The organism is Celeribacter baekdonensis, assembly GCF_900102315.1.
Classification (GTDB): Bacteria; Pseudomonadota; Alphaproteobacteria; order Rhodobacterales; family Rhodobacteraceae; genus Celeribacter; species Celeribacter baekdonensis.
The window spans coordinates 230,802-256,651 of the sequence record NZ_FNBL01000002.1; the positions used below are offsets into that span (position 1 = coordinate 230,802).

General features: G+C 58.4%; 26 protein-coding genes. 15 read left to right on the top strand and 11 right to left on the bottom strand.

The window, feature by feature from the left end; genetic code table 11:
• Positions 1-329: 329 nt before the first annotated feature.
• Complete coding sequence (locus BLT54_RS05285) at positions 330-1,616, top strand: DUF3422 family protein (RefSeq protein WP_074641967.1); 1,287 nt, start codon at positions 330-332, stop codon at positions 1,614-1,616.
• On the opposite strand, the gene BLT54_RS05290 is transcribed toward BLT54_RS05285, so the two are convergent.
• The 6 genes from BLT54_RS05290 to BLT54_RS05315 all read right to left on the bottom strand — a co-directional run bounded on the left by BLT54_RS05290 (position 1,549) and on the right by BLT54_RS05315 (position 8,623).
• Complete coding sequence (locus BLT54_RS05290; RefSeq protein ID WP_074641969.1) at positions 1,549-2,613, bottom strand: YeeE/YedE family protein; 1,065 nt, start codon at positions 2,611-2,613, stop codon at positions 1,549-1,551. The two genes, BLT54_RS05285 and BLT54_RS05290, sit on opposite strands and share 68 nt — an antisense overlap.
• Positions 2,614-2,837: 224 nt before the next feature.
• Positions 2,838-3,752 carry an ABC transporter permease gene (locus BLT54_RS05295; protein WP_009570885.1) on the bottom strand — a complete coding sequence of 305 codons (915 nt, stop codon included), beginning with the start codon at positions 3,750-3,752 and terminating at the stop codon, positions 2,838-2,840.
• 10 nt (positions 3,753-3,762) lie between these two features.
• On the bottom strand, positions 3,763-4,770 hold the full coding sequence (locus BLT54_RS05300; RefSeq protein WP_074641971.1) for an ABC transporter permease: 1,008 nt from the start codon (positions 4,768-4,770) through the stop codon (positions 3,763-3,765).
• Between the two features lie 87 nt (positions 4,771-4,857).
• Positions 4,858-6,558 carry a peptide ABC transporter substrate-binding protein gene (locus BLT54_RS05305; RefSeq protein WP_074641973.1) on the bottom strand — a complete coding sequence of 567 codons (1,701 nt, stop codon included), beginning with the start codon at positions 6,556-6,558 and terminating at the stop codon, positions 4,858-4,860.
• A 51-nt stretch (positions 6,559-6,609) separates the two neighbouring features.
• Positions 6,610-7,626 carry an ABC transporter ATP-binding protein gene (locus BLT54_RS05310; protein ID WP_074642456.1) on the bottom strand — a complete coding sequence of 339 codons (1,017 nt, stop codon included), beginning with the start codon at positions 7,624-7,626 and terminating at the stop codon, positions 6,610-6,612.
• Positions 7,616-8,623 carry an ABC transporter ATP-binding protein gene (locus BLT54_RS05315; RefSeq protein WP_074641975.1) on the bottom strand — a complete coding sequence of 336 codons (1,008 nt, stop codon included), beginning with the start codon at positions 8,621-8,623 and terminating at the stop codon, positions 7,616-7,618. The genes BLT54_RS05310 and BLT54_RS05315 overlap by 11 nt, the downstream gene beginning before the upstream one ends.
• 331 nt (positions 8,624-8,954) lie before the next feature.
• On the opposite strand from BLT54_RS05315, the gene BLT54_RS05320 reads away from it, so the two are divergent.
• Together BLT54_RS05320 and BLT54_RS05325 are read left to right on the top strand one after the other, a co-directional pair.
• Positions 8,955-10,118 (top strand): M20 aminoacylase family protein, encoded by a 1,164-nt coding sequence (locus BLT54_RS05320; protein ID WP_074641978.1) that lies wholly within the window; start codon positions 8,955-8,957, stop codon positions 10,116-10,118.
• Between the two features lie 73 nt (positions 10,119-10,191).
• Positions 10,192-10,542 carry a DUF1304 domain-containing protein gene (locus BLT54_RS05325; protein WP_074641981.1) on the top strand — a complete coding sequence of 117 codons (351 nt, stop codon included), beginning with the start codon at positions 10,192-10,194 and terminating at the stop codon, positions 10,540-10,542.
• Positions 10,543-10,553: 11 nt separating this feature from the next.
• Here BLT54_RS05325 and moaA read toward each other — a convergent pair whose 3' ends face one another.
• From moaA to glmU, 5 genes are read right to left on the bottom strand one after another with little or no spacing between them, the layout of a single operon-like run.
• A complete protein-coding gene (gene moaA, locus BLT54_RS05330; RefSeq protein ID WP_074641983.1) occupies positions 10,554-11,573 on the bottom strand; it encodes a GTP 3',8-cyclase MoaA in 1,020 nt (339 codons plus the stop codon).
• A 41-nt stretch (positions 11,574-11,614) separates the two neighbouring features.
• Complete coding sequence (locus BLT54_RS05335; protein WP_083351700.1) at positions 11,615-12,259, bottom strand: DNA alkylation repair protein; 645 nt, start codon at positions 12,257-12,259, stop codon at positions 11,615-11,617.
• Positions 12,256-12,819, bottom strand: coding sequence for a pyridoxamine 5'-phosphate oxidase family protein (locus tag BLT54_RS05340; RefSeq protein ID WP_074641987.1), 564 nt, complete (start codon positions 12,817-12,819; stop codon positions 12,256-12,258). The genes BLT54_RS05335 and BLT54_RS05340 overlap by 4 nt, the downstream gene beginning before the upstream one ends.
• 7 nt (positions 12,820-12,826) lie before the next feature.
• Positions 12,827-14,650, bottom strand: a complete 1,824-nt coding sequence (gene glmS / locus BLT54_RS05345) for a glutamine--fructose-6-phosphate transaminase (isomerizing) (protein ID WP_074641989.1) — start codon at positions 14,648-14,650, stop codon at positions 12,827-12,829.
• Position 14,651: 1 nt separating this feature from the next.
• The gene (gene glmU / locus BLT54_RS05350) at positions 14,652-16,004 is read right to left on the bottom strand and encodes a bifunctional UDP-N-acetylglucosamine diphosphorylase/glucosamine-1-phosphate N-acetyltransferase GlmU (RefSeq protein ID WP_074641991.1); all 1,353 of its coding nucleotides are present in this window, start codon (positions 16,002-16,004) and stop codon (positions 14,652-14,654) included.
• Between the two features lie 193 nt (positions 16,005-16,197).
• Here glmU and BLT54_RS05355 point away from each other — a divergent pair, with 193 nt between their 5' ends.
• From BLT54_RS05355 to BLT54_RS05410, 12 genes are all read left to right on the top strand, one after another.
• Positions 16,198-16,863 (top strand): HAD-IA family hydrolase, encoded by a 666-nt coding sequence (locus BLT54_RS05355; protein WP_074641993.1) that lies wholly within the window; start codon positions 16,198-16,200, stop codon positions 16,861-16,863.
• On the top strand, positions 16,860-18,062 hold the full coding sequence (locus BLT54_RS05360) for a DegT/DnrJ/EryC1/StrS family aminotransferase (RefSeq protein ID WP_074641994.1): 1,203 nt from the start codon (positions 16,860-16,862) through the stop codon (positions 18,060-18,062). Before BLT54_RS05355 ends, BLT54_RS05360 begins: the two co-directional genes overlap by 4 nt.
• A 309-nt stretch (positions 18,063-18,371) precedes the next feature.
• Entirely contained in the window at positions 18,372-18,737 is a 366-nt protein-coding gene (locus BLT54_RS05365) for an NADH-quinone oxidoreductase subunit A (protein WP_009570871.1), read from the top strand.
• Entirely contained in the window at positions 18,728-19,261 is a 534-nt protein-coding gene (locus BLT54_RS05370; RefSeq protein WP_009570870.1) for a NuoB/complex I 20 kDa subunit family protein, read from the top strand. The genes BLT54_RS05365 and BLT54_RS05370 overlap by 10 nt, the downstream gene beginning before the upstream one ends.
• Positions 19,262-19,272: 11 nt before the next feature.
• The gene (locus BLT54_RS05375; RefSeq protein WP_074641995.1) at positions 19,273-19,872 is read left to right on the top strand and encodes an NADH-quinone oxidoreductase subunit C; all 600 of its coding nucleotides are present in this window, start codon (positions 19,273-19,275) and stop codon (positions 19,870-19,872) included.
• A gap of 1 nt (position 19,873) precedes the next feature.
• Complete coding sequence (locus BLT54_RS05380) at positions 19,874-20,770, top strand: sulfotransferase (RefSeq protein ID WP_176832829.1); 897 nt, start codon at positions 19,874-19,876, stop codon at positions 20,768-20,770.
• On the top strand, positions 20,771-22,015 hold the full coding sequence (locus BLT54_RS05385) for an NADH-quinone oxidoreductase subunit D (RefSeq protein ID WP_074641999.1): 1,245 nt from the start codon (positions 20,771-20,773) through the stop codon (positions 22,013-22,015).
• A complete protein-coding gene (locus tag BLT54_RS05390) occupies positions 22,015-23,145 on the top strand; it encodes an NADH-quinone oxidoreductase subunit E (protein ID WP_074642002.1) in 1,131 nt (376 codons plus the stop codon). Before BLT54_RS05385 ends, BLT54_RS05390 begins: the two co-directional genes overlap by 1 nt.
• A gap of 59 nt (positions 23,146-23,204) precedes the next feature.
• Positions 23,205-23,924, top strand: coding sequence for a helix-hairpin-helix domain-containing protein (locus BLT54_RS05395; protein ID WP_074642004.1), 720 nt, complete (start codon positions 23,205-23,207; stop codon positions 23,922-23,924).
• A 9-nt stretch (positions 23,925-23,933) separates the two neighbouring features.
• The gene (locus tag BLT54_RS05400) at positions 23,934-24,155 is read left to right on the top strand and encodes a DUF5337 domain-containing protein (RefSeq protein WP_009570864.1); all 222 of its coding nucleotides are present in this window, start codon (positions 23,934-23,936) and stop codon (positions 24,153-24,155) included.
• A 13-nt stretch (positions 24,156-24,168) separates the two neighbouring features.
• Entirely contained in the window at positions 24,169-25,464 is a 1,296-nt protein-coding gene (gene nuoF, locus BLT54_RS05405) for an NADH-quinone oxidoreductase subunit NuoF (RefSeq protein WP_074642007.1), read from the top strand.
• A gap of 8 nt (positions 25,465-25,472) precedes the next feature.
• The gene (locus BLT54_RS05410; RefSeq protein WP_074642010.1) at positions 25,473-25,850 is read left to right on the top strand and encodes a hypothetical protein; all 378 of its coding nucleotides are present in this window, start codon (positions 25,473-25,475) and stop codon (positions 25,848-25,850) included.

Below are 25,850 nucleotides of genomic sequence, written 5' to 3' on the forward strand. Positions count from 1 at the left end.
AGGACAAATACTCACGTAAGGGCGGCCCTCATAAGGCCGCCCTTTTTCTTTGAGTATTTTCGTCGCGATAAAGACGGCAGGCAGTGCGCAAAGCCTCTACGTCAGAGGCGATAACCCAAAGATTTCAAAGCCTTTTGCGGCCCCGCATGGATCGCGCTGACATTCGTTCAGGGGTGGTGATGGGGCGCGCCTGATTTGCGACCATGGTCTTGTATACGGAAGTATTCTGGCAAGTTATTGATATTGCGACAATTTATCTCTTTCCAGATTGGGTTTTGCCGCTATGCTGCGCAAAAATCGCACCTGTTCCGTATCTATAAAGGCGTCCTATGGCTCCCCTGACTGATCACCCTCGCCGTTATGAATTGGCCAATGAATTACACGCACGGCCCTTTCCCGAAATGCCCGGACAGGCGCGCGCGGCCTATTTTGCGATCCGTGCGGCGGGGGATGCGGCACGGCGCGACCGGGATTTGGACCGCGCGCATCTCTTGGCGCTGCTGGATCGCTATGGTGCGGCGCATCCGGCGCCGGGGGCGACGCATTACACCGGGCCTATGGGCAAATACCGGCTGAAATGGGAAAGCCACACCGAATTCGTCACCTACACGATCTTTGCCGACGGTGTTTCTGAGCGCGCCTATGACAAGGGCACGTTTGAGTTGTTCCCCGAGGACTGGTTGACCGAAGCTCCGGGCCAAAGGATCACCTCGGCGTTGATCCGGGTGGAAGCGGTGGCGGATGACGCCGCCGTGTCTGAGCGGATTGACCAGTGGTTCGAGCGCGAGAGCCTTGCGGTGGCGCGGGTGTTGGACGGGGCCATGGTGGTTGCGGGCGATTTCCGCATTGATGAGGCGGGGCACATGCGCTTTGCGCTGTTCCCGCAAGAGGACTGTGGCCAACGCCGGATCGGGCGGGTGGTTCAGCGGCTTTGCGAGATCGAAACCTACAAAGCCATGTCGATGCTGGGTCTCGTTCAGGCGCGCAAAGTTGTTGGCGAACTGGCCGATATCGAAAAGGAACTGTCGGAACTGATGACGGCGTTGACCGAGCGCAATGGCACCTCGGTTGAGGAGGTGTTGGACGATATTCTGGGGCTTTCGACCCGGATCGAAAATCTGGTGACACGCAGCAACTTTCGCTTTGGCGCGACCGGGGCCTATGAGGCCATCGTCACACAGCGGGTCGAGGTGTTGCGCGAGACGCGGTTCCTGGGGCGGCAGTTGTTTTCGGAGTTCATGATGCGGCGCTATGATCCGGCGATGCGCACGGTCAAGGCCGCCGAACGGCAATTGGAAAGCCTTGCCGAACGGGCGGCGCGCGCGGCCAATCTGTTGCGCACCAAGGTCGATGTCGGGCGTCAGGCCCAAAACCAAGCGCTGCTTGAATCCATGGACAAACGCGCCGATTTGCAATTGCGGCTGCAAGAGACGGTGGAGGGCCTGTCCGTGGTGGCAATCAGCTATTATGCGGTCAGTCTCGTCGGCTATCTGATCTACCCGTTTTTGGAGCCGCTGGGCCTCTCGAAAGGCTTAGCCTTGGCGATGGTCACGCCGCTGGTTGTTGTTGCTGTGTGGCTTGGCTTGCGGCGGATAAAGAAGCATCACCTTGGATGACGCGGGCGGTCAATGCGCCGCCCACCGCAATCGAGATCAGCGCTAAAATCGCAGCCAAAGACAGGGTCGGCACCCCCGAAAGCCCCGCGCCCACGGTGCAGCCGCCGGCCAAAACACCACCGACGCCCATCAAAGCCGCGCCTGCCATGTAGCGTCCGGTTTGGCGCGGGGTTTCAAAGCTTTGCCACTGGAACCGGCGGGCGGAGAGTGATGAAATCAGCGCCCCCAAGATCACGCCGCCGATCAGGCCCGTGCCGAACCCAGCGGGGATAGAGGAGGCCGCGACGGTCCAAAACAGGGTCTCAGCGGAGGGCGAGGTAAAGGACAGGCTTTCCATTGCGATCGGGTCGAATTCGTCGAACAAGACATAGCCGGTGCCGATCCAGGCCAAGGGCACCAAGAGGCCGATCAAGGCCCCCAGTGCAAGGTCGCGACCACGCGCCGAGAACCGCCAGGCGGCCAAGGCGGCACCTCCGGCCAACACGGCCGTCCAGATCAGCGCAGAACCGGGCAGCGCGGCGGATTGGAGGGGGAGGGTGAGCGCGCCAAGCGTGGTGCGTAGCGGTGCCAAGATGCCTTTGAGCGTGGCGTGGGCGACCACGGCGAAAACCACCAAGACAAGGGCCGCGCGCAGGTTGCCGGTGCCCGTCAAGACGGTGAGCCGGGACACACAGCCGCGAGTCAGAACCATGCCCGCGCCAAACATCAATCCGCCCAAAAGGATCGCCAGCCACGGCAGATCGGTGGCGAGGAAGCGATGATCGTCGAAGCTGATAAGACCTTGAGTGACGGCGAGTTGGGTGCCGATGATGGCGGTCGCAAGACCCGCAAGCCAAACCCCGGCGGCGGCGCGACGTTCGCCTTTGGGGCCGGCCACCGCGCGGCGGAAGCAGAATTTTGACACTTCGGCCAAGACACCAAAGGCAAGGCCAAGGGCCAAGCCCAAAAGGATCGCCGCTTGGCGTGGCAGAATGTCTAGCCCGAGGGTCTCATACATGGGTCCGTCTCCGAGGTCTGCTGTGCGTGGAATATTTGTCTTGATAAAGGCCGATTGTGCGGCTTTGCAATCTTACGCCCGTTCCAAATGGACGCATTGTCAGGAACGTTGTTCCAGATCGGGCCAAATTCCCCGGCCTGTCATTTCGCGGTCCTGCAGTGATGTGGCACAAAAAAACGCGCAGGCGAGACCTGCGCGTTTTTCGTTTTTATTATCGGGTCGGCTTAGCGACCGCGAATGCGTGGGTCCAAAGCGTCGCGCAGCCCGTCACCGATGTAATTCACCGCCAGAACGGTCAGCGAGATCGCCAGACCCGGCCAAATCACCCGCTCGGGATATTGCTGGATCATGTCCTTGGCATCAAACAACAGCCGCCCCCACGTTGGGAAATCGGGCGGAAAACCGAGGCCGAGGAAAGACAGCGCGGATTCGGTGATGATCGCATTGGCGATGCCCAACGTGGCGGAGACCATGATCGGCGACATGATATTGGGCAGGATATGGCGCAACACGACGCGGCGGCTTGGCGTGCCGATGGAGCGGGCGGCCAGCACATATTCGCGCTCTTTGAGGGCCAAAACATCGCCGCGCACGATCCGCGCGGTCTGCATCCACGAGGTGATGCCGATCACGAACACGATCAGGACGAAAATCCCGGTCTCAAGCCCGAACATCGCCCGCAACGGATCGCGAAACAGCATGATGATCACCAGCAAAAGCGGCAACAGCGGCAGGGCCAAAAACAGATCGGTGAAGCGCATCAATAGGCCGTCGAGCCGTTTCCAATAGCCGGCCAGAACGCCGACGAAGGTGCCCAAAACCAAGGACAGCCCCATCGCGGTCAGACCAACGGAGATCGAGGTCTGCCCGCCTTTGAGCATCCGGGCCAAGATGTCGCGGCCCAATTGATCGGCACCAAACGGATGCGCCAAAGAGGGGCCTTTGTTGCGGGCGCGGATGTCGATGTAGGTCGGATCAATTTTCCACAGATAGGGGCCAAGGTAAACGGCGGCGATGATAAAGATGAAAAAGATCAGCCCGGCCATCGCGCCTTTGTGGGTTTTGAACTGGTCCCACACGTCCCACCATTGATTGCGGGGCGGACGGGCGGCCTGGGTCTGTGCGGTTGCGTCAGTCATATGATGGGCCTCAGTCGTAGCGGATGCGGGGATCGAGGATGCCGTACAGAATATCCGCGATAAGATTGAAAAGAACGATGAGCACGGCGAAGATGAAGGTCAGCGTTTGCACCATCGGCGCGTCAGAGGCGTAGATGGCGGTGATCAACATCTGTCCCAGACCATTCACCTGAAACACTTGTTCGGTGATGATCGCACCGCCAAAAATTGTCGGCACACCCAGCGCAATGACGGTGACCACGGGGATCATCGAATTGCGCAGCACATGCGAGAGCACGACGACTTTTTCCGACATGCCTTTGGCACGGGCGGTGCGAACGTAATCCTGATTGAGGTTGTCCAACATAGACGCGCGCATGAAACGCGAGATTTGCGCGGCGTTATACAGCGCCAAGACCGAGACCGGCATGATCATCTGTTTGACCTGATACCAGAAACTACCCCAATCGGTGACGGTGTGGGTGGTGTCATAGATCGACGGGAACCATTGCAAGATCACCGAGAAGACCACGATCAACAACACGCCGGAAAAGAAGGTGGGGATCGAAAACCCGATCATCGAAATGAACGTGCCGATCTGGTCGAACCACGAATATTGTTTGTAGGCGGAAATAATGCCGATCGGCAGGGCGATCAGGATGCCGATGACATAGGACAGGCCGACAACCCAAAGCGTTTGCGGCATGCGTTCGGCCACCACGGTCATCACCGGCGAGCGCGATTGGAATGAGATGATCCGCTGTTTTCCCTCGGCAAAATCGGTGCCGAACAGGTGATCCCACGCGACTTGCGGCTCAACGACGAAGAATTGGTAGAGCCAGTTCAAAAACCGAATGTGAACGGGTTCGCCAAGGCCCAAGGCCTCGCGCATTTTTTCTTTGACCTCGGGCGGCACGGTGAGCGGGATCGAAGACATCGGATCCCCCGGTGCCAAGTCGAGCAAAAGGAAGATCACCAAAGAGATGAACAGAAGCGTCGGGATGGAGATCAGCAATCGACGGATCGTGTAATTGAGCATGGGCGGCGCCTCGGTTCAGGTCTTTGTCTTGGATGAAATAAAAAGGTGCCCCGCCATGATGTGACGGGACACCCAAAGATCAGCGCATTACTTTTCGCGATACCAATCGGCGGCATTCCAAAGCTCGGAATCCCACGAGTTCATGATCACGCCGCCCAAAGTGTTGGAGGCCGCAGAGACACGACCGCGATAGACCAGCGGGATAATCGCATAGTCTTGCATCAACATGTCGTTCATCGCTTTGGCAAGTTCCGCACGTTTCTCAAGCTCGCCGGTTTTGGCCATTTCAGCCACCAGCGCGTCGAACTCAGGGGTGCAGTAGCGCGGCATGTTGTTGCCCTGCCATTGGGTTTCCGGACGCGGTGCCTGTTTGCATTCCCAGTTCGCCATATAGGCTTCCGGGTCAGTGCCATCAAAGTTGTTGGCGTACATTTCGACGTCAGCAAAGAACTTTTGGAACGTATCGGGCGACCCCGCATCGCCGCCAAAGAACACGGAGCTGTCGATATTGCGCAGCTCGGTTTGGACACCGATTTCTTCCCACCACTGTTTGATGATCGCCTGGAAATCCTGACGCACGGCGTTGGTCGAGGACTGGAACAACAGTGCCAGTTTCTTGCCGTCTTTTTCGCGGATGCCGTCGCCATCGGAGTCAACCCAGCCGTCAGCTTCCAAGAGCGCTTTCGCGCCTTCGATGTCCTGCGTCATGCAGCCGTCATTGGCGGTGGAGGCGTAGATTGCCGGAGCGGGCAGCACGTTACAGGTCACTTTACCCGCCGCGCCATAGCCGATTTCGACCAACAATTCGCGGTCAATCGCCATGGACAGCGCCTGACGCACGGCTTTGTCGGAGAGGATCGGGTGCGGATGCGCTGCGGTGGCGCGCTCCTCCCCAAGGGCCGGATCGGGGTCGGTGTAGTTGACCATGATGCGTTCCACCAGCGTGCCGAAGGAGACCTCCAAATGGCCTTTGCCTTTGGATTCCATATCGGCCAACACGTCAGGCGCAAGCTGAAGGTTCCATGCGTAGTCAAATTCACCGGTTTCCAAAACCGCACGACCAGCGGCTGCGGCATCGCCACCGCCTTTGACGGTCGCGGTCGCAAAGGCCGGTTTCATCGGATCGCGGTAATTCGGGTTGGCGGACATCGACACAACATCGTTGGTCTTGAACTCATCCACCACAAACGGGCCGGTGCCGACGGGGGCAAAGTTTTGATCGGTACAAGAGGCCATCGCCGGACCGGTACAATCGGCAAACTGCGCTTTTTGAATGATCGGGGCCTGTGCGCCGACGAAAGGCCCATAGGGGAAGGGTTTGGCGACCGCAAAATGCACCACAACGGTCAGATCATCCGGGGTCTCGACGCTTTCAACGTCATTGTATTTCTCGGACTGCGCACAACCGCCACCTTCCGAGGTGCAATATTCCCAAGAGAATTTCACATCTGCGGAGGTCAGATCGGAGCCATCGGACCATTTCAGGCCTTCTTTGAGCTTCCATGTGATCGTTTTGAGGTCTGCGGAGACGCCACCGTTTTCAACGGTCGGCACGCTTTCGGCCAAGAACGGCACCATCGCGCCGGTTTCGTCATAACGCGCCAGTGGTTCGAGGACGAGTGACGCGACTTCAAGCTCCTTGGTGCCGCCCGACAGATAGGGGTTCATTGTGGAAGGGGCTTGCCAATAGATGATATTGACGTGGCCGTCCGCACCGCGTTCTGCGAAAGCGGCGGGAGCCATGGCGATACCCGCCACTGCGCCCATTAAGACTGTTTTGAAGTTCATAATTAACCTCTCCTTGTTGGATGCTCTTTTTGTCCTCGGTGGACCGGCGCCTTAACTGACGCTCTCTGTGTTTGTTGCGGAATAAAGATGGCAGGCGGTCACATGGCCGGGTGCGATCTCAAATGTCGGTGGCTCGTCCGTTTTGCAAATCTCCATGACCTGCGGACAGCGCGTACAAAAATTACAGCCCTTCGGCGGGTTGGCGGGGGAGGGCACATCGCCCTGCAAAATCACCCGCTCGATTTTATCCTCGATCCACGGATCGGGTTCGGGCACGGCGGATAAAAGCGCTTGGGTGTAGGGGTGTTTGGGCGCCGCATATAATTGCTCGCGGCTGGCCAATTCGACCACCCGGCCCAGATACATCACCGCCACCCGGTCCGCGATATGGCGCACCATGGAGAGGTCATGCGAAATAAACAGGTAGGTCAAGCCATGTTCGCCCTGCAAATCCTCCAAAAGGTTTACCACCTGCGCCTGGATCGACACATCAAGTGCTGCGATCGGTTCGTCACAGACGATGAATTTCGGATTCAACGCCAAGGCGCGGGCGATGCCGATCCGTTGTCTTTGACCGCCGGAGAATTCATGCGGATAGCGATTGGCAAAATCGCGGTTCAGGCCGACCTGATCCATCAGATCCATCACCTTGGCGCGCTTCTCAGTTTTGCTCATCTTGGTGTGCTCGTCCAATGGCTCGCCAATGATGGCGGACACCGACATGCGCGGATTGAGCGAGGCTTGCGGGTCTTGGAACACCATTTGCATCGTCGGACGCATGGTGCGCAGATCGGGCTGCGGCGTATGACCGATCTCGATGCCGTCGATTTTGACCGAGCCTTCGGTGATGTCATAGAGCCGCAAAATCGCCCGGCCGACCGTGGATTTGCCACAACCGGATTCGCCTACAAGGCCAAGCGTTTCGCCCTCGTAAATGTCAAAGCTGATGCCATCGACCGCCTTCACCTCGCCGACGCGTTTTTTCAAAACACCGGCGTGGATTGGGAAATGCATCTTGAGATCGCGCACTTCGACCAGGATTTTCGACACTTTCGGATCATCCAACATGTCGCGGGCCTCCGGCATCGAAATCATAAAAACAGGCGGCGTCGTGACCGGGGCCGACCTCAAAGCGGGCCGGGTTTTCACGCAGGCAACGCTCAAAGGAAAAGGGACAGCGCGCCGCGAAAGAACAGCTTGAGGGGGCGGCATGCAGGATCGGCGGCTGGCCTTCGATCACTTCCAAACGCTCGGCGCGTTCACCCCGCACCCGCGGCACGGTTTGCAACAAAGCGCGGGTGTAGGGGTGGCGCGGCTGTTTGAACAGGTCGCGCACATCGGCGTGTTCAACAATCTGCCCGCCATACATCACCAAAACCCGGTCCGCGATGCCGGCAATCACGCCCAGATCATGGGTGATCCAAATCACCGCCATGCCCAATTTGGCCCGCAGCTCATGCATCAATTCCAAAATCTGCGCCTGAATGGTCACATCGAGCGCGGTGGTCGGTTCATCGGCGATCAACACTTCGGGATCACAGGCCAGCGCGATGGCGATCATCACACGTTGGCGCATGCCGCCGGAAAACTGGTGCGGATAGTCTTTCAACCGCCGCTCGGCATCAGGAATGCCGACCAATTCCAAAAGCGCCTGCGCCCGTGCGCGCGCCTCCGGTTTGGTCATCCCCATGTGCTTTCTGAGTGGCTCCATGATCTGATGGCCGATGGTGAACACCGGGTTCAGCGAGGTCATCGGATCCTGGAAGACAAAGCCGATGCGTGCGCCGCGAATGCGCCGCAGCTCATCGTCGGTTGCGGTCAGCAAATCTAGGCCGCCAAATTCAACCGCCTCGCCCGACACGATCGCAGGCGGAGCGGGGATCAGCCCAATGAGCGACATCATCGTCACGGATTTGCCCGAACCAGACTCGCCAACAATGCCTAATAATTCACCGGGCTTAAGCGAGAACGAAACGGAATTCACGGCATGAACGGCCCCGGACCGTGTTTTAAAAACAGTCGTCAGGTCCCGGACATTCAGAACGGGTGCGGCCCCATCGGCCATGCGCAGACCCCCAAGTTGTTGGTGTTGTTGACTTTTGTTATGTTTGCTCCGGCTGTCCGGTGCTTGAATTGGTCAAACGGTATCACCTCGGACCGAGGCCGCAAGACCCAACGTGACGTTTTTTGTAACTTTTTTTACCACGCGATAAATTTTGTGGCACATTCCCTTGACCTTCGCACAAAGCACGATCACTTTCGCTTTATTCAATCGCGAACAGGGGGGCTGTGCGAAATCGGCACTTGCCTCTGGCGCGTCGCCGCCGTCCCTTAAACGCGACCTCAGGCCAGATGCCCCATCGGGCGGCCTTTTCACATGACCCTCGGAGTCCAAAATGCCGATCAAAAACCGCCTCGCAGAAATGCTTCCCGAAATCACCGCATGGCGACGGGACATCCACGAAAACCCTGAGTTGCAATTTGACTTGCCGCGCACGTCGAAAAAGGTGGCGGATTTGTTGCGTGAGTTCGGGTGTGACGAGGTGGTCGAAGGCATGGCCAAAACCGGCGTCGTGGGGGTGATCAAAGGCAAAACCGACACCAAAGGCCGCACCATAGGGTTGCGCGCCGATATGGACGCGTTGCCGATCTTGGAGGAAACCGGGGCGGATTATGCCTCCAAAAATCCGGGCGTCATGCATGCCTGTGGCCATGATGGCCACACCTCGATGCTTTTGGGCGCGGCCAAATATCTGTGTGAAACCCGGAATTTCGATGGCACGGCCGTGGTGATTTTCCAGCCTGCCGAAGAGGGTGGCGGCGGTGGTCGGGTGATGTGCGAAGAGGGGTTGATGGACCGTTTCGGCATTGACGAAGTGTATGGCATGCACAATTGGCCGAACTTGGAGACCGGCACATTCGCGATCCGTCCGGGCCCGTTTTTTGCCGCAGCCGACGAGTTCGACCTCGTGGTGCGTGGCAAGGGGGGGCATGCCGCCAAGCCGCATGAAACCGTCGACAGCACGGTGACTGCCGCGCATCTTGTGCTGGCGCTGCAAACCATCGCCTCGCGCAATGTCGATCCGACCGAACAAATCGTGGTTTCCGTCTGCACCATCGAATCCTCATCAAAGGCCCACAACGTGCTGCCCGCCAGTGTGCTGTTGAAAGGCACCGTGCGCACGCTCGACGCAGGCATTCGCGATCAGGCCGAAGAGCGGATCAAAGCGATTTGTGCGGGCGTTGGCGCCACTTACGGGGCTGAGATCGAGGTCGACTACCACCGTGGTTACCCGGTGATGATCAACCATGATCAAGAAACCGAATATGCCATTGAAGCCGCCACCAAAGTGTCGGGCGGCTGCGGGGAATACCCGCTGGTCATGGGGGGCGAGGATTTTGCCTATATGCTTGAGGAACGTCCCGGCGCTTATATCATCGTCGGCAACGGCCCCGGTGCCTCGGTGCATCACCCGAAATACATGTTCAACGACGAGGTTCTGCCTGCGGGCTGTTCATGGTATGCGGAAATGGTGGAAAGCCGCCTGCCTGCGGCGTGATGTGAGTAGCTGATCAGCAAAGGAAACAGGCGGTCCCGATCGGGGCCGTCAAAATCGGTTTTCGGGAGTGCGCATGTCTTTTATCGCCATTTTTCTGGCCGCCTTGGTCGCCTTGTTGCATGTTTATATTTTCTACTTGGAAATGTTCGCGTGGGAGCGCCCGCGCACCCGAAAATCCTTTGGCACCAGCGAAGAGTTTGCCAAATCGACCAAGGCTCTGGCCGCGAACCAAGGGCTCTATAACGGCTTTCTGGCCGCGGGGTTGATTTGGGGGCTGGTGGCGGCCAAGGCCGATGTGGTGGTGTTTTTCCTGCTTTGTGTGGCCGTGGCAGGGATTTATGGCGCGATCAGTTCGTCGCGCAAAATCCTGTTTATTCAAACCATTCCGGCGTTGGTCGCACTTGTGGCTGTGGTTTGGGTCTGAGCTTTCAAAGCTCACCCACCCGTGTGCGACATGTGGCGCGAGACCTGACCATCCGCCTTTTGGCGTGAATAATCAAAGTCATGGCCTTTGGGTTTGCGCAGGATTGCGGCCTCGATAGCTTTGATCAAAGGCGCGTCATCTTCAGGCGAGGCGCGCAGAATGTCACGCAGAGAGGCGTTGTCCTCCTGGCCCAGACACATGTACAATTCGCCGGTGCAGGTCATTCGCACCCGGTTGCAGCTTTCGCAGAAATTATGGGTCAAAGGCGTGATCAACCCGATCTTTTGGCCAGTTTCCTCAAGCCGAATATAGCGCGCCGGCCCGCCCGTGCGTTCCGCCAGATCGGTGAGGGTAAACTTTGTTGCAAGCTGTGCGCGCAGATCGTCCAAGGCCCAATATTGGCCCACCCGATCCTCATTGCCCAAATCGCCCATCGGCATGACCTCGATAAAGGTCAGGTCCATGTCCTCGCGGGCGCACCAGTCGGTGAGGGCGAACAACTCGTCTTCGTTAAAGCCCTTGAGCGCCACGGTGTTGATCTTGACCCGTAGCCCCGCCTTGCGCGCGGCGTCGATGCCCGACAGCACTTTGTCGAGCTTGCCCCAGCGCGTCACGCGTTCAAATTTCGCCGCATCGAGTGTGTCGAGCGAAACATTTATGCGCCGCACGCCCGCCGCATAAAGATCGCTGGCAAAACGGTCGAGCTGTGAGCCGTTGGTGGTCACGGTCAGCTCTTTCAACGCGCCGCTGTCCAAATGCCGTGACATTGCGTCGAAAAACGTCATGATCCCGCGCCGCACCAAAGGTTCGCCGCCGGTGATCCGAAGTTTTTCGACCCCCAAGCCGATGAAGGTCGAACACATCCGGTCCAACTCTTCGAGCGTGAGCAATTCTTTTTTCGGCAGAAACGTCATGTTTTCCGACATGCAATAGACACAGCGGAAATCGCACCGATCCGTCACCGACACCCGCAGATAGGTGATCGCGCGGGCAAATGGGTCGATGAGGCGTGGGGCGAGGGCGTTGGACATGTCAGACTATTTAGGGCGCGTGCCGGGTTCTGCCAAGGGCATTAGCTGTCGCTCGCGCGGCTTTGAACCACACGCCGCACCATCTTCGCCCGTTTGACATCGTGTTTGCCAAGGCTTTTCAGCCATGTTTCGGCGGTGCGCGACACGTCTTTGTCGGCATCTTGCAGCGCATAGGTCAGCCAAAACAGCACGTCATCAATGGCCAGTTTTTCCGCATCCGTCGGGTGGGCCAGTTTCGCCAAGGGCATGGACAACATCAAAGCGGCGCGGCGATCCAGACCACGTTCGGATTGGACCAAGGCGTGCACCTTGTCCATTTTGGACAGATCCACCACGATGCGACGACCGCCGGCGGCGGACAGCGCGTCTATGATCGGCCATGTCGTAGCCTGATCCAGCCAGTCACATATCTGCGCCCAAATCTCGGCATCGTCTTTGATCCGAGCCTGTGTCAAAAGCTTGGCCGCCATCAGTTGTGCATCAAACACGCCCGTGGCCCAAAGCCCGCGCGTCAGATCAAGCCGCGCAGGAAACGCCACCGCCTGACGCCAGTCGCGCGCCATCTCTTCGAGGGCTGCGGGGGCAACGCCAAGGTACGTGCCCTCACCAAACCGCGTGACCAAATCGGCGGCGCGGGTGGGGTCTGCGGTGGCGTTCAGCGCGCTCATTGCGTCCTGTGGCGTCATTGATCTTCTCCCAAATTGAGGCGCAGGATGTCGGTGTCAAACCCGTCAATCGTTTGCGTGTTTTTGCGACGCCAATAGTCATGAATATAGTCTTTGCCCCGCGTCTGTCCCCATTGGCTGAGCACCGGGCGGTCTTTGTCAAATGTCATAAACGGCACGGCAAAGCCACAGGAGCTTTGCACCAAATCGACCGTCATGTCACAGAATTGCCGCGTATGCGGTTCCACCGTAAACAGCGCGGCCATTTCCTGCCAATCGGGGTCGGTCATATGCACCGCGCGGGCGGTGCCATAGGCGCGCAGGATCAGCGGTTTTTTCTCAAATGAACACCACATAAGCGTCATCCGGTCCGCCCGCACCAAATGCCCCGCCGTCTCATTGCCAGACCCGGTGTAATTCATCCAAACGATCCGGTTTGGTCCCATAACGCGCAGGCTGTCCATGCCCTTGGGCGAGACATTGACCCGACCCTCAGGCGCCGCTGTGCCGACGAAATACAGGTGCTGCGCTTCGATAAAGGCGCGGTGCTCGTCACTGATGGTGGGGAACTGATCCGACATTTTGCGGTTACTCCACGGTCACAGATTTCGCCAAATTGCGCGGTTGATCCACATCCGTGCCCTTGGCCACCGCCGTGTGATAGGCGATCAATTGCGCCGGGATGGCATAGAGGATCGGGGCAAAAATATCTGGCACTTCGGGCATTTGCACCGTTTGCCACACGCCCTCGCGCGCCACCTCAAGTCCCTTTTTGTCCGACACCAACAACACTTTGCCGCCGCGCGCCATGACCTCTTGCATGTTCGACACGGTCTTGTCGAACAAGGCGTCATGCGGGGCGAAGACGATCACCGGGGTGTGGCTGTCGATGAGCGCGATGGGGCCGTGTTTCAATTCGCCTGATGCGTAACCTTCAGCGTGAATGTAACTGATTTCTTTGAGTTTTAATGCACCCTCCAGAGCCAGAGGAAACATCATCCCGCGTCCCAGAAACAACACATCCTTCGCCTCGGACAGTTCGTTTGACACCGCGTTCAATGTCTCATCCAGATCCAAGGCACGGGTCAAAAGCCCCGGCAATGTGCGCAACTCAGACAGCCGTGCGGCCAGCGTGTCAGCACTCATTTCGCCGCGTGCGCGGGCCGCCTCAAGCGCCAAAAGTGCGAGGACCGTCAACTGGCAGGAAAACGCTTTGGTCGAGGCCACGCCGATCTCGACACCGGCCAGGATCGGCAGCGCCATATCGCTTTCGCGCGCAATCGAACTTTCCGCCACGTTGACCACCGATAGGATGGTTTTGGCCTTGCCCTTCATATAGCGCAGGGCCGCCAAAGTGTCGGCGGTTTCGCCCGATTGGCTGACGAAAATTGCCAAAGTGTTGGGGGAGACAGGCGGTTCGCGGTAGCGGAATTCCGACGCCACGTCGATCTCAACCGGCAGGCGCGCCACCTGTTCAAACCAATATTTCGCGGTGTAACAGGCGTAAAACGCAGTGCCGCAGGCGACCATCACAATGCGGTCATATTGGGCAAAATCAAGCCCCGGATTGGGGAGGGTGATGCCCGCCCCGTCTTGCGACAGGTAGTAGGACAGCGCCTCCGCGATCACGGTCGGTTGTTCGGCGATTTCTTTCGCCATGAAATGTTTGTGCCCGGCTTTCTCAATCCGTGCGGCGTCCATGGCGATGGTGCGGCGCTCACGTTGGACCTGTGCGCCGGTGGCGTCAAAAATCGACACGCTCTCGCGGGTGATCACCGCGCGGTCACCTTCGTCCAGATAGGTGATTTGATCGGTCATCTGGGCCAAGGCAATCGCGTCAGAGCCGACAAAATTTTCGCCTTTGCCGTGACCGATGGCCAAAGGCGAGCCCTTGCGCGCGGCAACCAAAAGATCCTCTTCGCCGTCAAACAGGAAACACAGCGCAAATGCGCCCTCAAGCGCGTCAATCGTCGCCATGGCGGCCTCTACGGGCGACAGGCCCGCCTCAACATGGCTTTGCGCCAAAAGGGCAACGGTTTCCGTGTCGGTCTGGGTGACGAAATCATAGCCCTTGGTGGCGAGTTCTGCACGCAACTCACGGAAATTTTCGATGATCCCGTTGTGCACCACCGCCACAGGCCCGGCTTTGTGCGGATGGGCATTGGTCACCGAGGGTGCGCCATGGGTGGCCCACCGCGTATGGCCGATCCCGGCCTTGCCCGCCAATGGTTCATGCACCAGCAAATCCGACAGGTTCACCAGCTTGCCCACCGCCCGCCGCCGATCAAGATGACCGTTGTGAACGGTGGCAATCCCGGCGCTGTCATAGCCGCGATATTCCAGCCGTTTGAGCGCCTCGACAAGGATCGGGGCGGCTTCGTGATTTCCCAAAATACCGACAATACCGCACATTTTACTGCCCTTTTTGCTTTTTAGCTTTGAGAGACTTTAACTTTTCGAACATTCGCACCGCCAACATCGGTTTGTTCACTTGCTTGGCGCGCCCAATTGCCAAGGCGCCGTTCGGCACGTCAGAGGTGATCACAGATCCGCTTGCCGTCATTGCCTCATGGCCCACGGTGACCGGGGCGACCAGCATGGTGTTGGAGCCGATAAAGGCGTCGCGCCCCACCGTGGTGCGGTGTTTGAACACGCCGTCATAGTTACAGGTGATCGTGCCAGCGCCGATGTTGGTGCCATCGCCGATGTCGGCATCACCAATGTAGCTGAGGTGATTGACCTTGGTGCCTTCGCCAATCTGGGCGTTTTTAATTTCAACGAAATTGCCGATATGGGCGTTGTTCGCCAGTTCCGCGCCGGGGCGCAGCCGGGCATAGGGGCCGACGGTGGCCCCCATCGACACATGACAGCCTTCAAGGTGGCTGAACGCCCGGATGCGCGCAGTGCTTTCGACCGTCACGCCGGGGCCAAAGATCACATTCGGTTCAATCACGGCGTCCCGACCCAGATAGGTGTCGAGTGAGAAAAACACCGTCTCAGGGGCCATCAAAGTGACGCCATTCTCCAGGGCCTCTGCGCGTTTGGCGGCTTGGAAAATGCCATCGGCGCGGGCCAGCTCAGTGCGGGTGTTGACGCCCAAGGTTTCGGTTTCGGCGCAAGAGACGGCGGTGGCTGTCCGCCCGGATTTCCAAGCGATTTCAATAATGTCGGGCAGGTAATATTCCCCCGCCGCATTGTCATTGCCGACCTGGTCCAACAGGTCAAACAACACGTTAGCGTCTGCGGCGAGCAGCCCGGAGTTGCACAGGGTGATCGCGCGCTCGGATTCTGTGGCGTCTTTATATTCAACAATGCGGGTCAGCTTGTCACCGACCATCACCAAGCGCCCATACCGACCCGGATCAGCGGCCTCAAAGCCCAGCACCACAACGTCATGGGTTCGGCGGGCTTCGGCCATGCGCAAGATCGTGTCTTCAGACACAAAAGGCGTGTCGCCATAGAGGATGAAGACGTCGCCCTCGAACCCATCCAAAGCCTCCTTTGCCTGCAAGACCGCATGGGCGGTGCCCTGTTGTTCGTCTTGGCGGGCGATGAGGATGTCCTCGTCAATCTTATGCGCTTCGCGGGCGACCTGATCACCGCCGTGCCCCACCACGACCACCGTGCGCGCGGGGTCCAATGCGGCACCAGAGGCCAGCGCATGGGCAAACATCGGCGCGTTGCCGATGGGGTGCAAGACCTTGGGGAGGTCGGAGTTCATCCGCGTGCCTTGGCCTGCGGCCAAAAGAATGAGGGCTGTGGCCATGTGATTTGGGTCCCGATCTGCTCTTTTCTTTATCTGTCTGTCGTTTTACCCATGGGAGAGAGGGCCGCAAGGCCAGTTGCGGTGAAACCGCTTCACTTATTTTGACGCCACATTACAGCGATGCGCGACAGTTTGCCAAAGCGGGGTGAACAGGTCGGAGTTGCGACAGCAAAAAGAGACACAGGGAGAGACCATGCGCACGGTGATTTTCGATCTCGACGGCACCTTGGCGGACACCTCCGCCGATCTGATCGCCTCCGCCAATGCCTGTTTTCGCGGGCTCGGTCATGGCGATGTGTTGGACCCTGTGGCGGATGCGTCCACCGCCTTTCACGGTGGCCGCGCGATGCTCACGCTTGGGTTCTCGCGGGTTCAGCCGGGATTTTCCGAGGCCGATGTGATGGCGCAATATCCGCTTTTGCTGGCGGCTTATGGCGAGGCGATTGATGTGCACACCATGCTTTATCCCGGCGCGGTTGCCGCGATTGAGGGTTTGAAATCAAAGGGCTACGCGGTGGGCATCTGTACCAACAAGCCCGAAGATCTGGCGGATCGTTTGCTCACACGTTTGGGGGTGCGCGATTTGTTTGCCTCGATGATTGGCGCCAAAACGGTGGGGGTCTCGAAACCCGATCCCAAACCGTATCTTGCCGCTGTGACAGAGGCGGGCGGGGTCTTGGCGCAGAGCTTTTTGGTGGGGGACACCGACACGGATCGCAAAACGGCGCGGGCCGCAGGCGTGCCCTGCGCGTTGGTGACCTTTGGCCCGGATGGGGAGGGGGTGCGCGAGTTGGCGCCTGAGGCGCTGTTGCATCACTATGATGATCTGGCCCGCGTGACACAGGAGTTGATCGGATGACATCTGAGGTCTTTACCGGAAATTTCACTCAACAAGAGCCGATCCCGGAGGCGGCGATTGAGGCCGCGGTGGCGGTGATGCGTTCGGGACGGCTGCATCGTTACAACACTTTGCCGGGGGAGACGGGCGAGGTGGCGCTTTTGGAGGCGGAGTTTGCCGCCTTCACCGGGGCAAGATACGCACTCGCCGTGGCCTCCGGCGGTTATGCTTTGGGCTGTGCCCTGCGCGCGCTTGAGGTGCAGCCGGGGGAGCCGGTTTTGACCAATGCGTTTACCTTGGCCCCCGTGCCCGGCGCGATTGCCTCTGTCGGGGCGCGTCCGGTGTTTGTCGGCGTCACCGAGGGGTTGGTGATTGATCTCGATGATCTTCAGGTGAAAATCTCGGAGAGCGGGGCCAAGGTTTTGATGCTGTCGCATATGCGCGGGCATATCGCGGATATGGATGCGCTGATGTATATCTGTAACGGCGCGGGCGTGGCGGTGATTGAAGATTGCGCGCATACGATGGGCGCGGCTTGGGATGGGGTGCCCTCGGGGCGGCACGGGATCATCGGTTGCTATTCGACCCAGACCTATAAACACATCAATTCGGGGGAGGGCGGGTTGCTCGTCACCGATGAGGATGAAATCGCGGCGCGCGCCATCATGTTGTCCGGTTCGTACATGTTGTACCCCAAACATACCGCCGCTCCGCCGGCTGAAATGTTCGAAAAGGTCAAATATGACACGCCGAATGTCTCGGGTCGAATGGACCATTTGCGGGCGGCGATATTGCGGGTGCAGTTGCGAAACCTGACCTCTCAGGTGGACAAGTGGAACGCGCGCTACCGGGTGGTTGAGGACGGGCTGGCGGATGTGCCGGGACTGACGCGAATTGTGCGGCCGCAACAAGAAAGCTTTGTCGGCTCGTCGATCCAATTCCTTTTGCTTGATTGGCCCGATGCCAAAATCGAAGCGGTGGTGGCGGGATGCGGCAGGCGCGGTGTGGATTTGAAATGGTTTGGCGCGGCGGAGCCGGTGGCCTTTACCTCGCGCTATGATTCATGGCGCTACGCTGATCCTCAGCCTTTGCCCGACAGTGATCGGGTGTTGCGGGCGATTGTGGATATGCGCCTGCCTTTGACCTTTTCGCTTGCGGATTGCGCGACACTGGCGCGGATCATTCGCGATGAGGTGGCGGCGGTCGCAGAGCGCACTTAGGCGGTCACATCATATAGAGGTGGGGCACTCTCTATCTTTCTGGAGGGGATGCGGCCTTTATGTCTGAGTAAAACGATAAGGTAAAGCGCTTCGAATCGCGCGCAAGCTGAATTTCCCGCCACAAATCGCCCCAAGCCGCATTTCGATCAAAAAAACTTGTCAGCGGCCTCGAAACAAAGGGCTTTCTCCACCTCGGTTCGGTTGACCCCTCTGCCACAGAGGGCTAAACCACGACAAGCTAGCATTGCCGCGCGCCCGAGGTCGCTCCACTTTCAGAGACCTGCAAGCGCGCCTATCAAGGAGCCGCACGTGGACGTTTTGCTTCGGGACTACCTCCCCATCGTCATCTTCCTTGGCCTCGCCATTGCGCTGGGTCTTGTGTTTATTTTCGCCGCCCTCATCATTGCCGTACGCAACCCGGACCCGGAAAAGGTGTCGGCCTATGAATGTGGCTTTAACGCCTTTGACGACGCGCGGATGAAGTTCGACGTCAGGTTCTACCTTGTGTCGATCCTGTTCATCATTTTTGACCTCGAAATCGCCTTTCTCTTTCCCTGGGCCGTCGCCTTTAAGGATCTGAGCATGACCGGCTTTTGGTCGATGATGGTGTTCTTGGGCGTTCTGACCGTGGGCTTTGCCTACGAATGGAAGAAAGGGGCGCTGGAATGGGCGTGATGACCTCTGCAAATACCGCGGGCGTGGACAAAGAGAATTCCACCCAAGTGCTGAACAAAGAGCTTCAGGACAAAGGCTTTCTGTTGACCTCGACCGAGGATCTCATCAACTGGGCGCGCACCGGTTCGCTACACTGGATGACCTTTGGTTTGGCCTGTTGCGCCGTTGAGATGATGCACACCTCAATGCCGCGCTATGACCTTGAGCGTTACGGCACAGCACCGCGCGCCTCTCCGCGTCAGTCTGATTTGATGATCGTTGCGGGCACCCTGACCAATAAAATGGCCCCGGCGCTGCGCAAGGTGTATGACCAGATGCCAGAGCCGCGCTATGTGATTTCCATGGGCTCCTGCGCCAATGGCGGCGGCTATTATCATTATAGCTATTCGGTTGTACGTGGCTGTGACCGCATTGTGCCCGTCGACATTTATGTCCCGGGCTGCCCGCCGACCGCTGAGGCGTTGATGTATGGCATCCTTCAGTTGCAACGCAAAATGCGCCGCACTGGCACGATTGCGCGCTAAGGAGATTGATGATGAGCGAAGCCCTTCAAGAACTCGGCGCCCATATTGAATTGAAACGCCCGGAGGATGTGCTCTCGACCGAGATCACCTTTGGCGAATTGACGATCACGGTGACACCGGCGGGGATTGTGGATTTCGTGGAGTTTTTGCAACTCGACGGCACCTGCAAATTCTCCTCGCTGGTGGACATCACCGCGGTGGATCACCCGAGCCGCGAGGCGCGGTTTGACGTGGTTTATCACTTCCTGTCGATGTACCAAAACCACCGCATCCGGATCAAAACGGCCGTGCGCGAAGATGAGACGATCCCCTCGATCATCTCCGTTCACCCTTCGGCAGGTTGGTTCGAGCGCGAAGTGTTCGACATGTTTGGGATCATTTTCTCCGGTCACCCGGATCTGCGTCGCATCCTGACGGACTACGGTTTCCGTGGTTACCCGCTGCGCAAGGATTTCCCAACCACCGGCTACACCGAAGTGCGCTATGACGATGAACTCAAGCGCGTGGTCTATGAGCCGGTGTCTCTGGTTCAGGAATATCGCCAGTTTGACAACCTTTCTCCGTGGGAAGGGGCCAAATACATCCTTCCCGGTGATGAGAAGGGAGCATGACGTGAGCGGCGATCCGGCGATTATGATATGTGCGGGAGCGACGAAAGCGGGCACCAGCTCGCTTTACCGCTATTTGCTCGATCACCCGGACGTCTATGCGCGGTCCATTAAAGAGATTCACTATTTCGACACGGTGGACTTTGATACTTATCAGTATCAGTTGAAAACCTTAGCTCGACGGCGGGCCGATCTCGAACGGCAACTGGCCGCGGCCGAAGCTGATCTGGATGTGTGGAAAAGCCTGAATATTCAACGCCAGATTGCCGATGTGGCCGCCGTGATGAGCATGTTGGAGCGTGGTGAAGACGGGGTGGAAGAGTATCTCGCTTACCTTCTGGAGGGACTCGACGAGCGCAAAGTTGCTTGTGACATCACGCCTGGCTATGCGCTTTTGTCCGAGGAGCGGCTGCGACGGATGGCGCAAATGGCGCCCGATGTTCGCTTTGTCTTTTTGATGCGTGACCCGGTGGGGCGGTTGTGGTCGCATGTGCGTATGCAGGCGATACACCAGCTACAGCCCGGTGAACAAATCTCAGATAAGGCGCACCGGATCATGAACCGCGTCGTGAAACAAGGGCTTGAAACCCAAATTACGTCACGTGGCGATTACGTGGCGATCGCGGAAAAGCTCAAACGCGCGGTCCCCGAAGACAAGCTTTTGGTGGGCTTTACCGAAGACCTTTTGACGGGCGAGGGGCTTAAGACGCTCTGCGCCTTTTTGGGGATTGCGGAGAAACCCGTGAAAAAAGAACTGCGTGCCCATCAGGGCGTGAAACTGCAACTGAGTGACAAGCAGCGGCGTGAAGCGGCGGAATTTCTGGCCCCGCAATACGCCTATGTGGAAAAGACATTTGGCCAGCTGCCTTCCCGGTGGCAGGCGAATATGGCGAGGATCTGAATGATGGACGGCGACATCCGGCAAAATACCTATGATGATGGTTCGCGGGACGCCCAACCGGGCGAACAAAAGATCCGCAATTTCAACATCAACTTTGGCCCCCAACACCCGGCTGCGCACGGCGTGTTGCGGATGGTGCTTGAGCTTGATGGTGAGATTGTGGAACGCGCCGACCCGCATATTGGGTTGTTGCACCGCGGCACCGAAAAGCTGATGGAAAGCCGCACCTATTTGCAAAACCTGCCGTATCTCGACCGCCTCGACTATGTGGCGCCGATGAATCAGGAACATGCATGGTGCTTGGCGATCGAGCGTCTCGCAGGTGTCGAAATCCCGCGACGCGCTTCGCTCATCCGGGTGCTTTATTCCGAGATTGGCCGCGTGCTCAACCACCTGTTGAACACCACCACCGGCGCGATGGATGTGGGCGCTTTGACGCCGCCGCTTTGGGGCTTTGAAGAGCGCGAAAAGCTGATGATCTTTTACGAGCGCGCCTGTGGTGCGCGTCTGCACTCCGCCTATTTCCGCCCCGGCGGCGTGCATCAGGACCTGCCGCCGGAGCTTTTGGTGGATATTGACGCCTGGGCCGATCACTTCCCGAAAATTTTGGACGACATCCATTACCTGCTGACGGAAAACCGGATTTTCAAACAGCGGACCGTGGATATTGGTGTGATCTGCGAACAAGAGGCGCTGGATTGGGGCTTTTCCGGTGTGATGGTGCGCGGCTCTGGCATGGCGTGGGATTTGCGCCGGGCACAGCCATACGAATGCTATGACGAATTCGATTTCCAAATTCCGGTCGGCACCAATGGCGATTGCTATGATCGTTACCTGTGCCGGATGCAGGAAATGTACGAGTCGACCAAGATCATCAAACAGGCAGTGGCCCTGCTGCAATTGCCGGAAAACCAAGGCGATGTTTTGGCGCGCGGCAAATTGACTCCACCAAAGCGGGCTGAGATGAAAACCTCGATGGAGGCGCTCATCCACCACTTCAAACTCTACACCGAGGGTTTCAAATTGCCCGAGGGCGAAGTGTATGCCGCCGTCGAAGCGCCCAAAGGCGAATTCGGGGTCTATATGGTCTCGGACGGCACCAACAAACCCTACCGCGCCAAACTGCGCGCGCCCGGCTATCTACATTTGCAGGCGATGGATCATATGGCGAAAGGTCACCAATTGGCTGACGTCTCCGCTCTCATCGCCACCATGGACATCGTGTTTGGGGAGGTCGACCGCTAATGCTGCGCCGTCTTTATCATGAACAACCGGCCTCTTTCGCATTCACCCCGGCAAACCTTGCCTGGGCCGAGGGCCAAATCGCGAAATATCCCGAAGGGCGTCAGGCCTCTGCGGTCATCCCGCTGTTGTGGCGGGCGCAGGAACAGACCGGTTGGTTGACCAAACCGGCGCTGGAAACGGTCGCGGATATGTTGGGCATGCCCTATATTCGCGTGCTCGAAGTCGCGACCTTCTATTTCATGTTCCAACTCGCGCCCGTGGGTTCGGTGGCGCATATTCAGGTCTGTGGCACCACCACCTGTATGATTTGTGGCTCTGGCGACATCATCTCTGTGTGCAAAGAAAAAATCTCTCCCAAACCGCACACGGTCTCTGCCGATGGCAAGTTTTCGTGGGAAGAGGTCGAATGTCTGGGCGCTTGCGCCAACGCGCCAATGGCTCAGATCGGCAAAGACTATTATGAAGACCTGACGGCGGAGAATTTCTCCAAACTCTTGGACGACATGGCCGCTGGCAACGTGCCGCTTCCCGGCTCTCAAACTGGCCGTTTCTCCTCTGAGCCTGCGGGTGAATTGGTGACTTTGGCCGAGTACAAAGGCACGGGCACACAGTACAACGGCTCCGTGCAGCGCGCAGTGGACATTGGCGACACGATCAAACGCATCGACGGCACAGAAGTGCCGCTGTTGACGCCGTGGATTTCCAAAGGCGGATCAAAACCGACCCCGCCGAAACCCGCAGCACCGGCGAAATCCGCCGTGCAACAGGTGGCCGAGGCGAAGAGGGCGGCCCCGAAAGCTGCGCCGAAAGACGTTGCGCCTAAGGTTGACGCCGCTGCGGCAGACGCGCCCGCGCAAAAGAAACCCCGCACCATGAAAGCCCCGCGCAAAGCCGGGGCCGATGATCTCAAGATGCTCAAAGGTGTGGGCCCGAAATTGGAAGAAACGTTGAATGCCATGGGATTCTGGCATTTCGACCAAATTGCCAAATGGACCGCTGAGGAAATTGAATGGGTCGATGAAAACCTGAAATTCAAAGGCCGCATTGCGCGCGACGGTTGGGTCGATCAAGCCAAGATTTTGGCGGCAGGCGGCAGCACCGAGTTTTCCAAACGCGCCAAATACGACTGACCTAAGAGGCCAAAAGGCCCGTATGGTATTGAACCAACAGGGATTAAAGGAGCGATGCGATGACTGAGACGACTTCGGGGAAAACCCTTAAGATTGGGCTGATTTCAGCCATCATAGGCGTTTTGGCCTTTATGGCGCTGTTGTGGATTGCGGGCTATTCCACGGCGGCCTCTTTGATCGTTGGCGTTCTTGTGGCGCTTTTGGTGGCGATCCTGTTGTGGATCGGCTGGTATGAGGACACGGAGACTGAGGACACGCAGACAATGCGTTCCGTGGACAACGGTCATCCTGAGGCGGATGTGACCACGGCTGGCCTGATGGCGGCGACTTCCGTGGGCGATGAACCGATGTCTGCGGCACCGGAGATTGCGGTGGAGCATCACGCGGCGGACACGCGCGAGGTCCGTTCAGCCGCGGCGGCCGCCTCGGAACGGGCAAGGCCTGTTGCGGATGAGCCTGCGGTTGAAACTGTGGCCGAAACGGTCGTTGAGCCAGTCGCAGAGACCGTGGCCGAGGTGGCTGTTGCTGGCGATGGTGCGGATGACCTGAAAGCGATCAAAGGCGTGGGGCCGAAGATCGAGGTGCAACTGCATGAACGTGGCATCGTGACCTTCGCCCAGGTTGCGGCCTTGAGTGCCGCCGAGATCGAAGAACTGGGGGCGGCACTCAAAGGCACCTCGGCGGCACAGCTGAGCAAATGGGCCGAACAGGCCAAAATCCTTGCCGCAGGCGGCGAGACAGAGTTTTCGAAACGCGTCCAAAAGGGCGACGTCTACTAAGGAAGAAATATGGCCCCCGATAAAGACCAAGCATTGGCGAAGAAGGCACGGATGGTCTCCGTGGTGATCGCCGTGACGATGCTGGTGTGGCTCGGGGCGCAATGGTTGGGTGGGAAATTCGCGATGCAAACGCGTTTCGTTTTTCTCCTCGATCTGGCAGCGCTCGCGGCATTTGTCTGGGCGTTTGTGGTGATTTATCAGATCTGGCGCGACCGGCGTCAGCAGGACTGAAGGGACGAGAGCTATGCTCAAGGATCAGGATCGGATCTTTACCAACCTCTACGGCATGAATGACCGTAGCCTTGCGGGCGCGCAAAAGCGTGGCCACTGGGATGGCACGGCTGGCATCATGGCCAATGGCCGGGATTGGATCATCGACCAGATGAAGGCCTCCGGCCTGCGGGGTCGTGGCGGTGCGGGTTTCCCGACGGGTCTCAAATGGTCGTTTATGCCGAAAGAGTCCGACGGGCGTCCGGCCTATTTGGTCATCAACGCCGATGAATCCGAACCCGCGACCTGTAAGGACCGCGAAATCATGCGTCACGACCCGCATACGCTGGTCGAAGGTGCGCTGATCGCCGGGTTCGCCATGGGCGCTTGTGCCGCGTATATCTACATTCGCGGCGAATATATCCGCGAACGTGAGGCGCTTCAGGCGGCGATTGATGAAGCCTATGATGCCGGTCTGATCGGTCGCAATGCCTGCAAATCCGGCTATGATTTCGACGTCTACCTGCACCACGGGGCAGGGGCCTATATCTGTGGTGAAGAAACCGCGTTGCTCGAAAGCCTTGAGGGCAAAAAGGGCATGCCGCGGATGAAACCGCCCTTCCCGGCGGGCGCGGGTCTTTATGGGTGCCCGACCACAGTGAACAACGTGGAATCAATTGCCGTTGTCCCGACCATTCTGCGGCGCGGCGCGGAGTGGTTCTCGTCCTTTGGACGTCCGAACAACGTTGGCACCAAATTGTTTGCCCTCACCGGCCACGTCAACACCCCTTGCGTGTTCGAGGACTCGATGTCCATGCCGGTGCGCGAGTTGATCGAACGCCACGGTGGTGGCATTCGCGGCGGTTGGGACAATCTCAAAGCCATCATTCCGGGTGGGGCGTCCTGCCCGATCTTGCCGAAAGATGCGCTTGACGGCGCGATCATGGATTTCGACTGGATGCGGGAGAATAAATCCTCTTTCGGCACCGGCTGTATGATCATCATGGACAACTCTGTCGATGTGATCAAAGCCGTGTGGCGCTTGGCGTCGTTTTTCAAACACGAGAGCTGTGGTCAATGTACGCCCTGCCGCGAAGGCACGGGTTGGATGATGCGCGTCATGGATCGTTTGGTGACGGGTGATGCGGAGATCGAAGAGATCGACATGTTGCTTGATGTCACGAAACAGGTCGAAGGCCACACCATTTGTGCGCTTGGCGACGCCGCCGCCTGGCCGATCCAAGGTCTCATCCGCCACTACCGCGAAGAGATCGAAGACCGGATTAAAGCCAAGAAAACCGGGCGCATGGGCGCCATGGCGGCGGAGTAAGTGACGTGATGAAACGCCTCGCCCTTCTTTCCCTTCTGACGCTCGGTCTCGCGGCGCCTGCTTTTGCGGAGCCGGTAACCTTGACCGTCGACTTCGGGCACTTCCCGAAAGGCACCACCTGTCAAGTCTTTGGCACCACGGGTCGCGTGTCGCTCAAGACCGGGAAAGAGATCGAATACAAGATCAAGGGGGACACCGGAAACGTCTCTTTCCGCTGCATGCAACCGGATGGACGTCGCTTCGATGTGGCGACCGGATCGCTTTTGCCGCAGGGCAATTTCAAACTGGTGGCGATGCAGATCAACCAAGACAATCATGCACATGTTTTCTGGGATCAGGGCGGGCTTCAACGCCGGACCATCCCGGGTATTCTGAACTGGAACTGA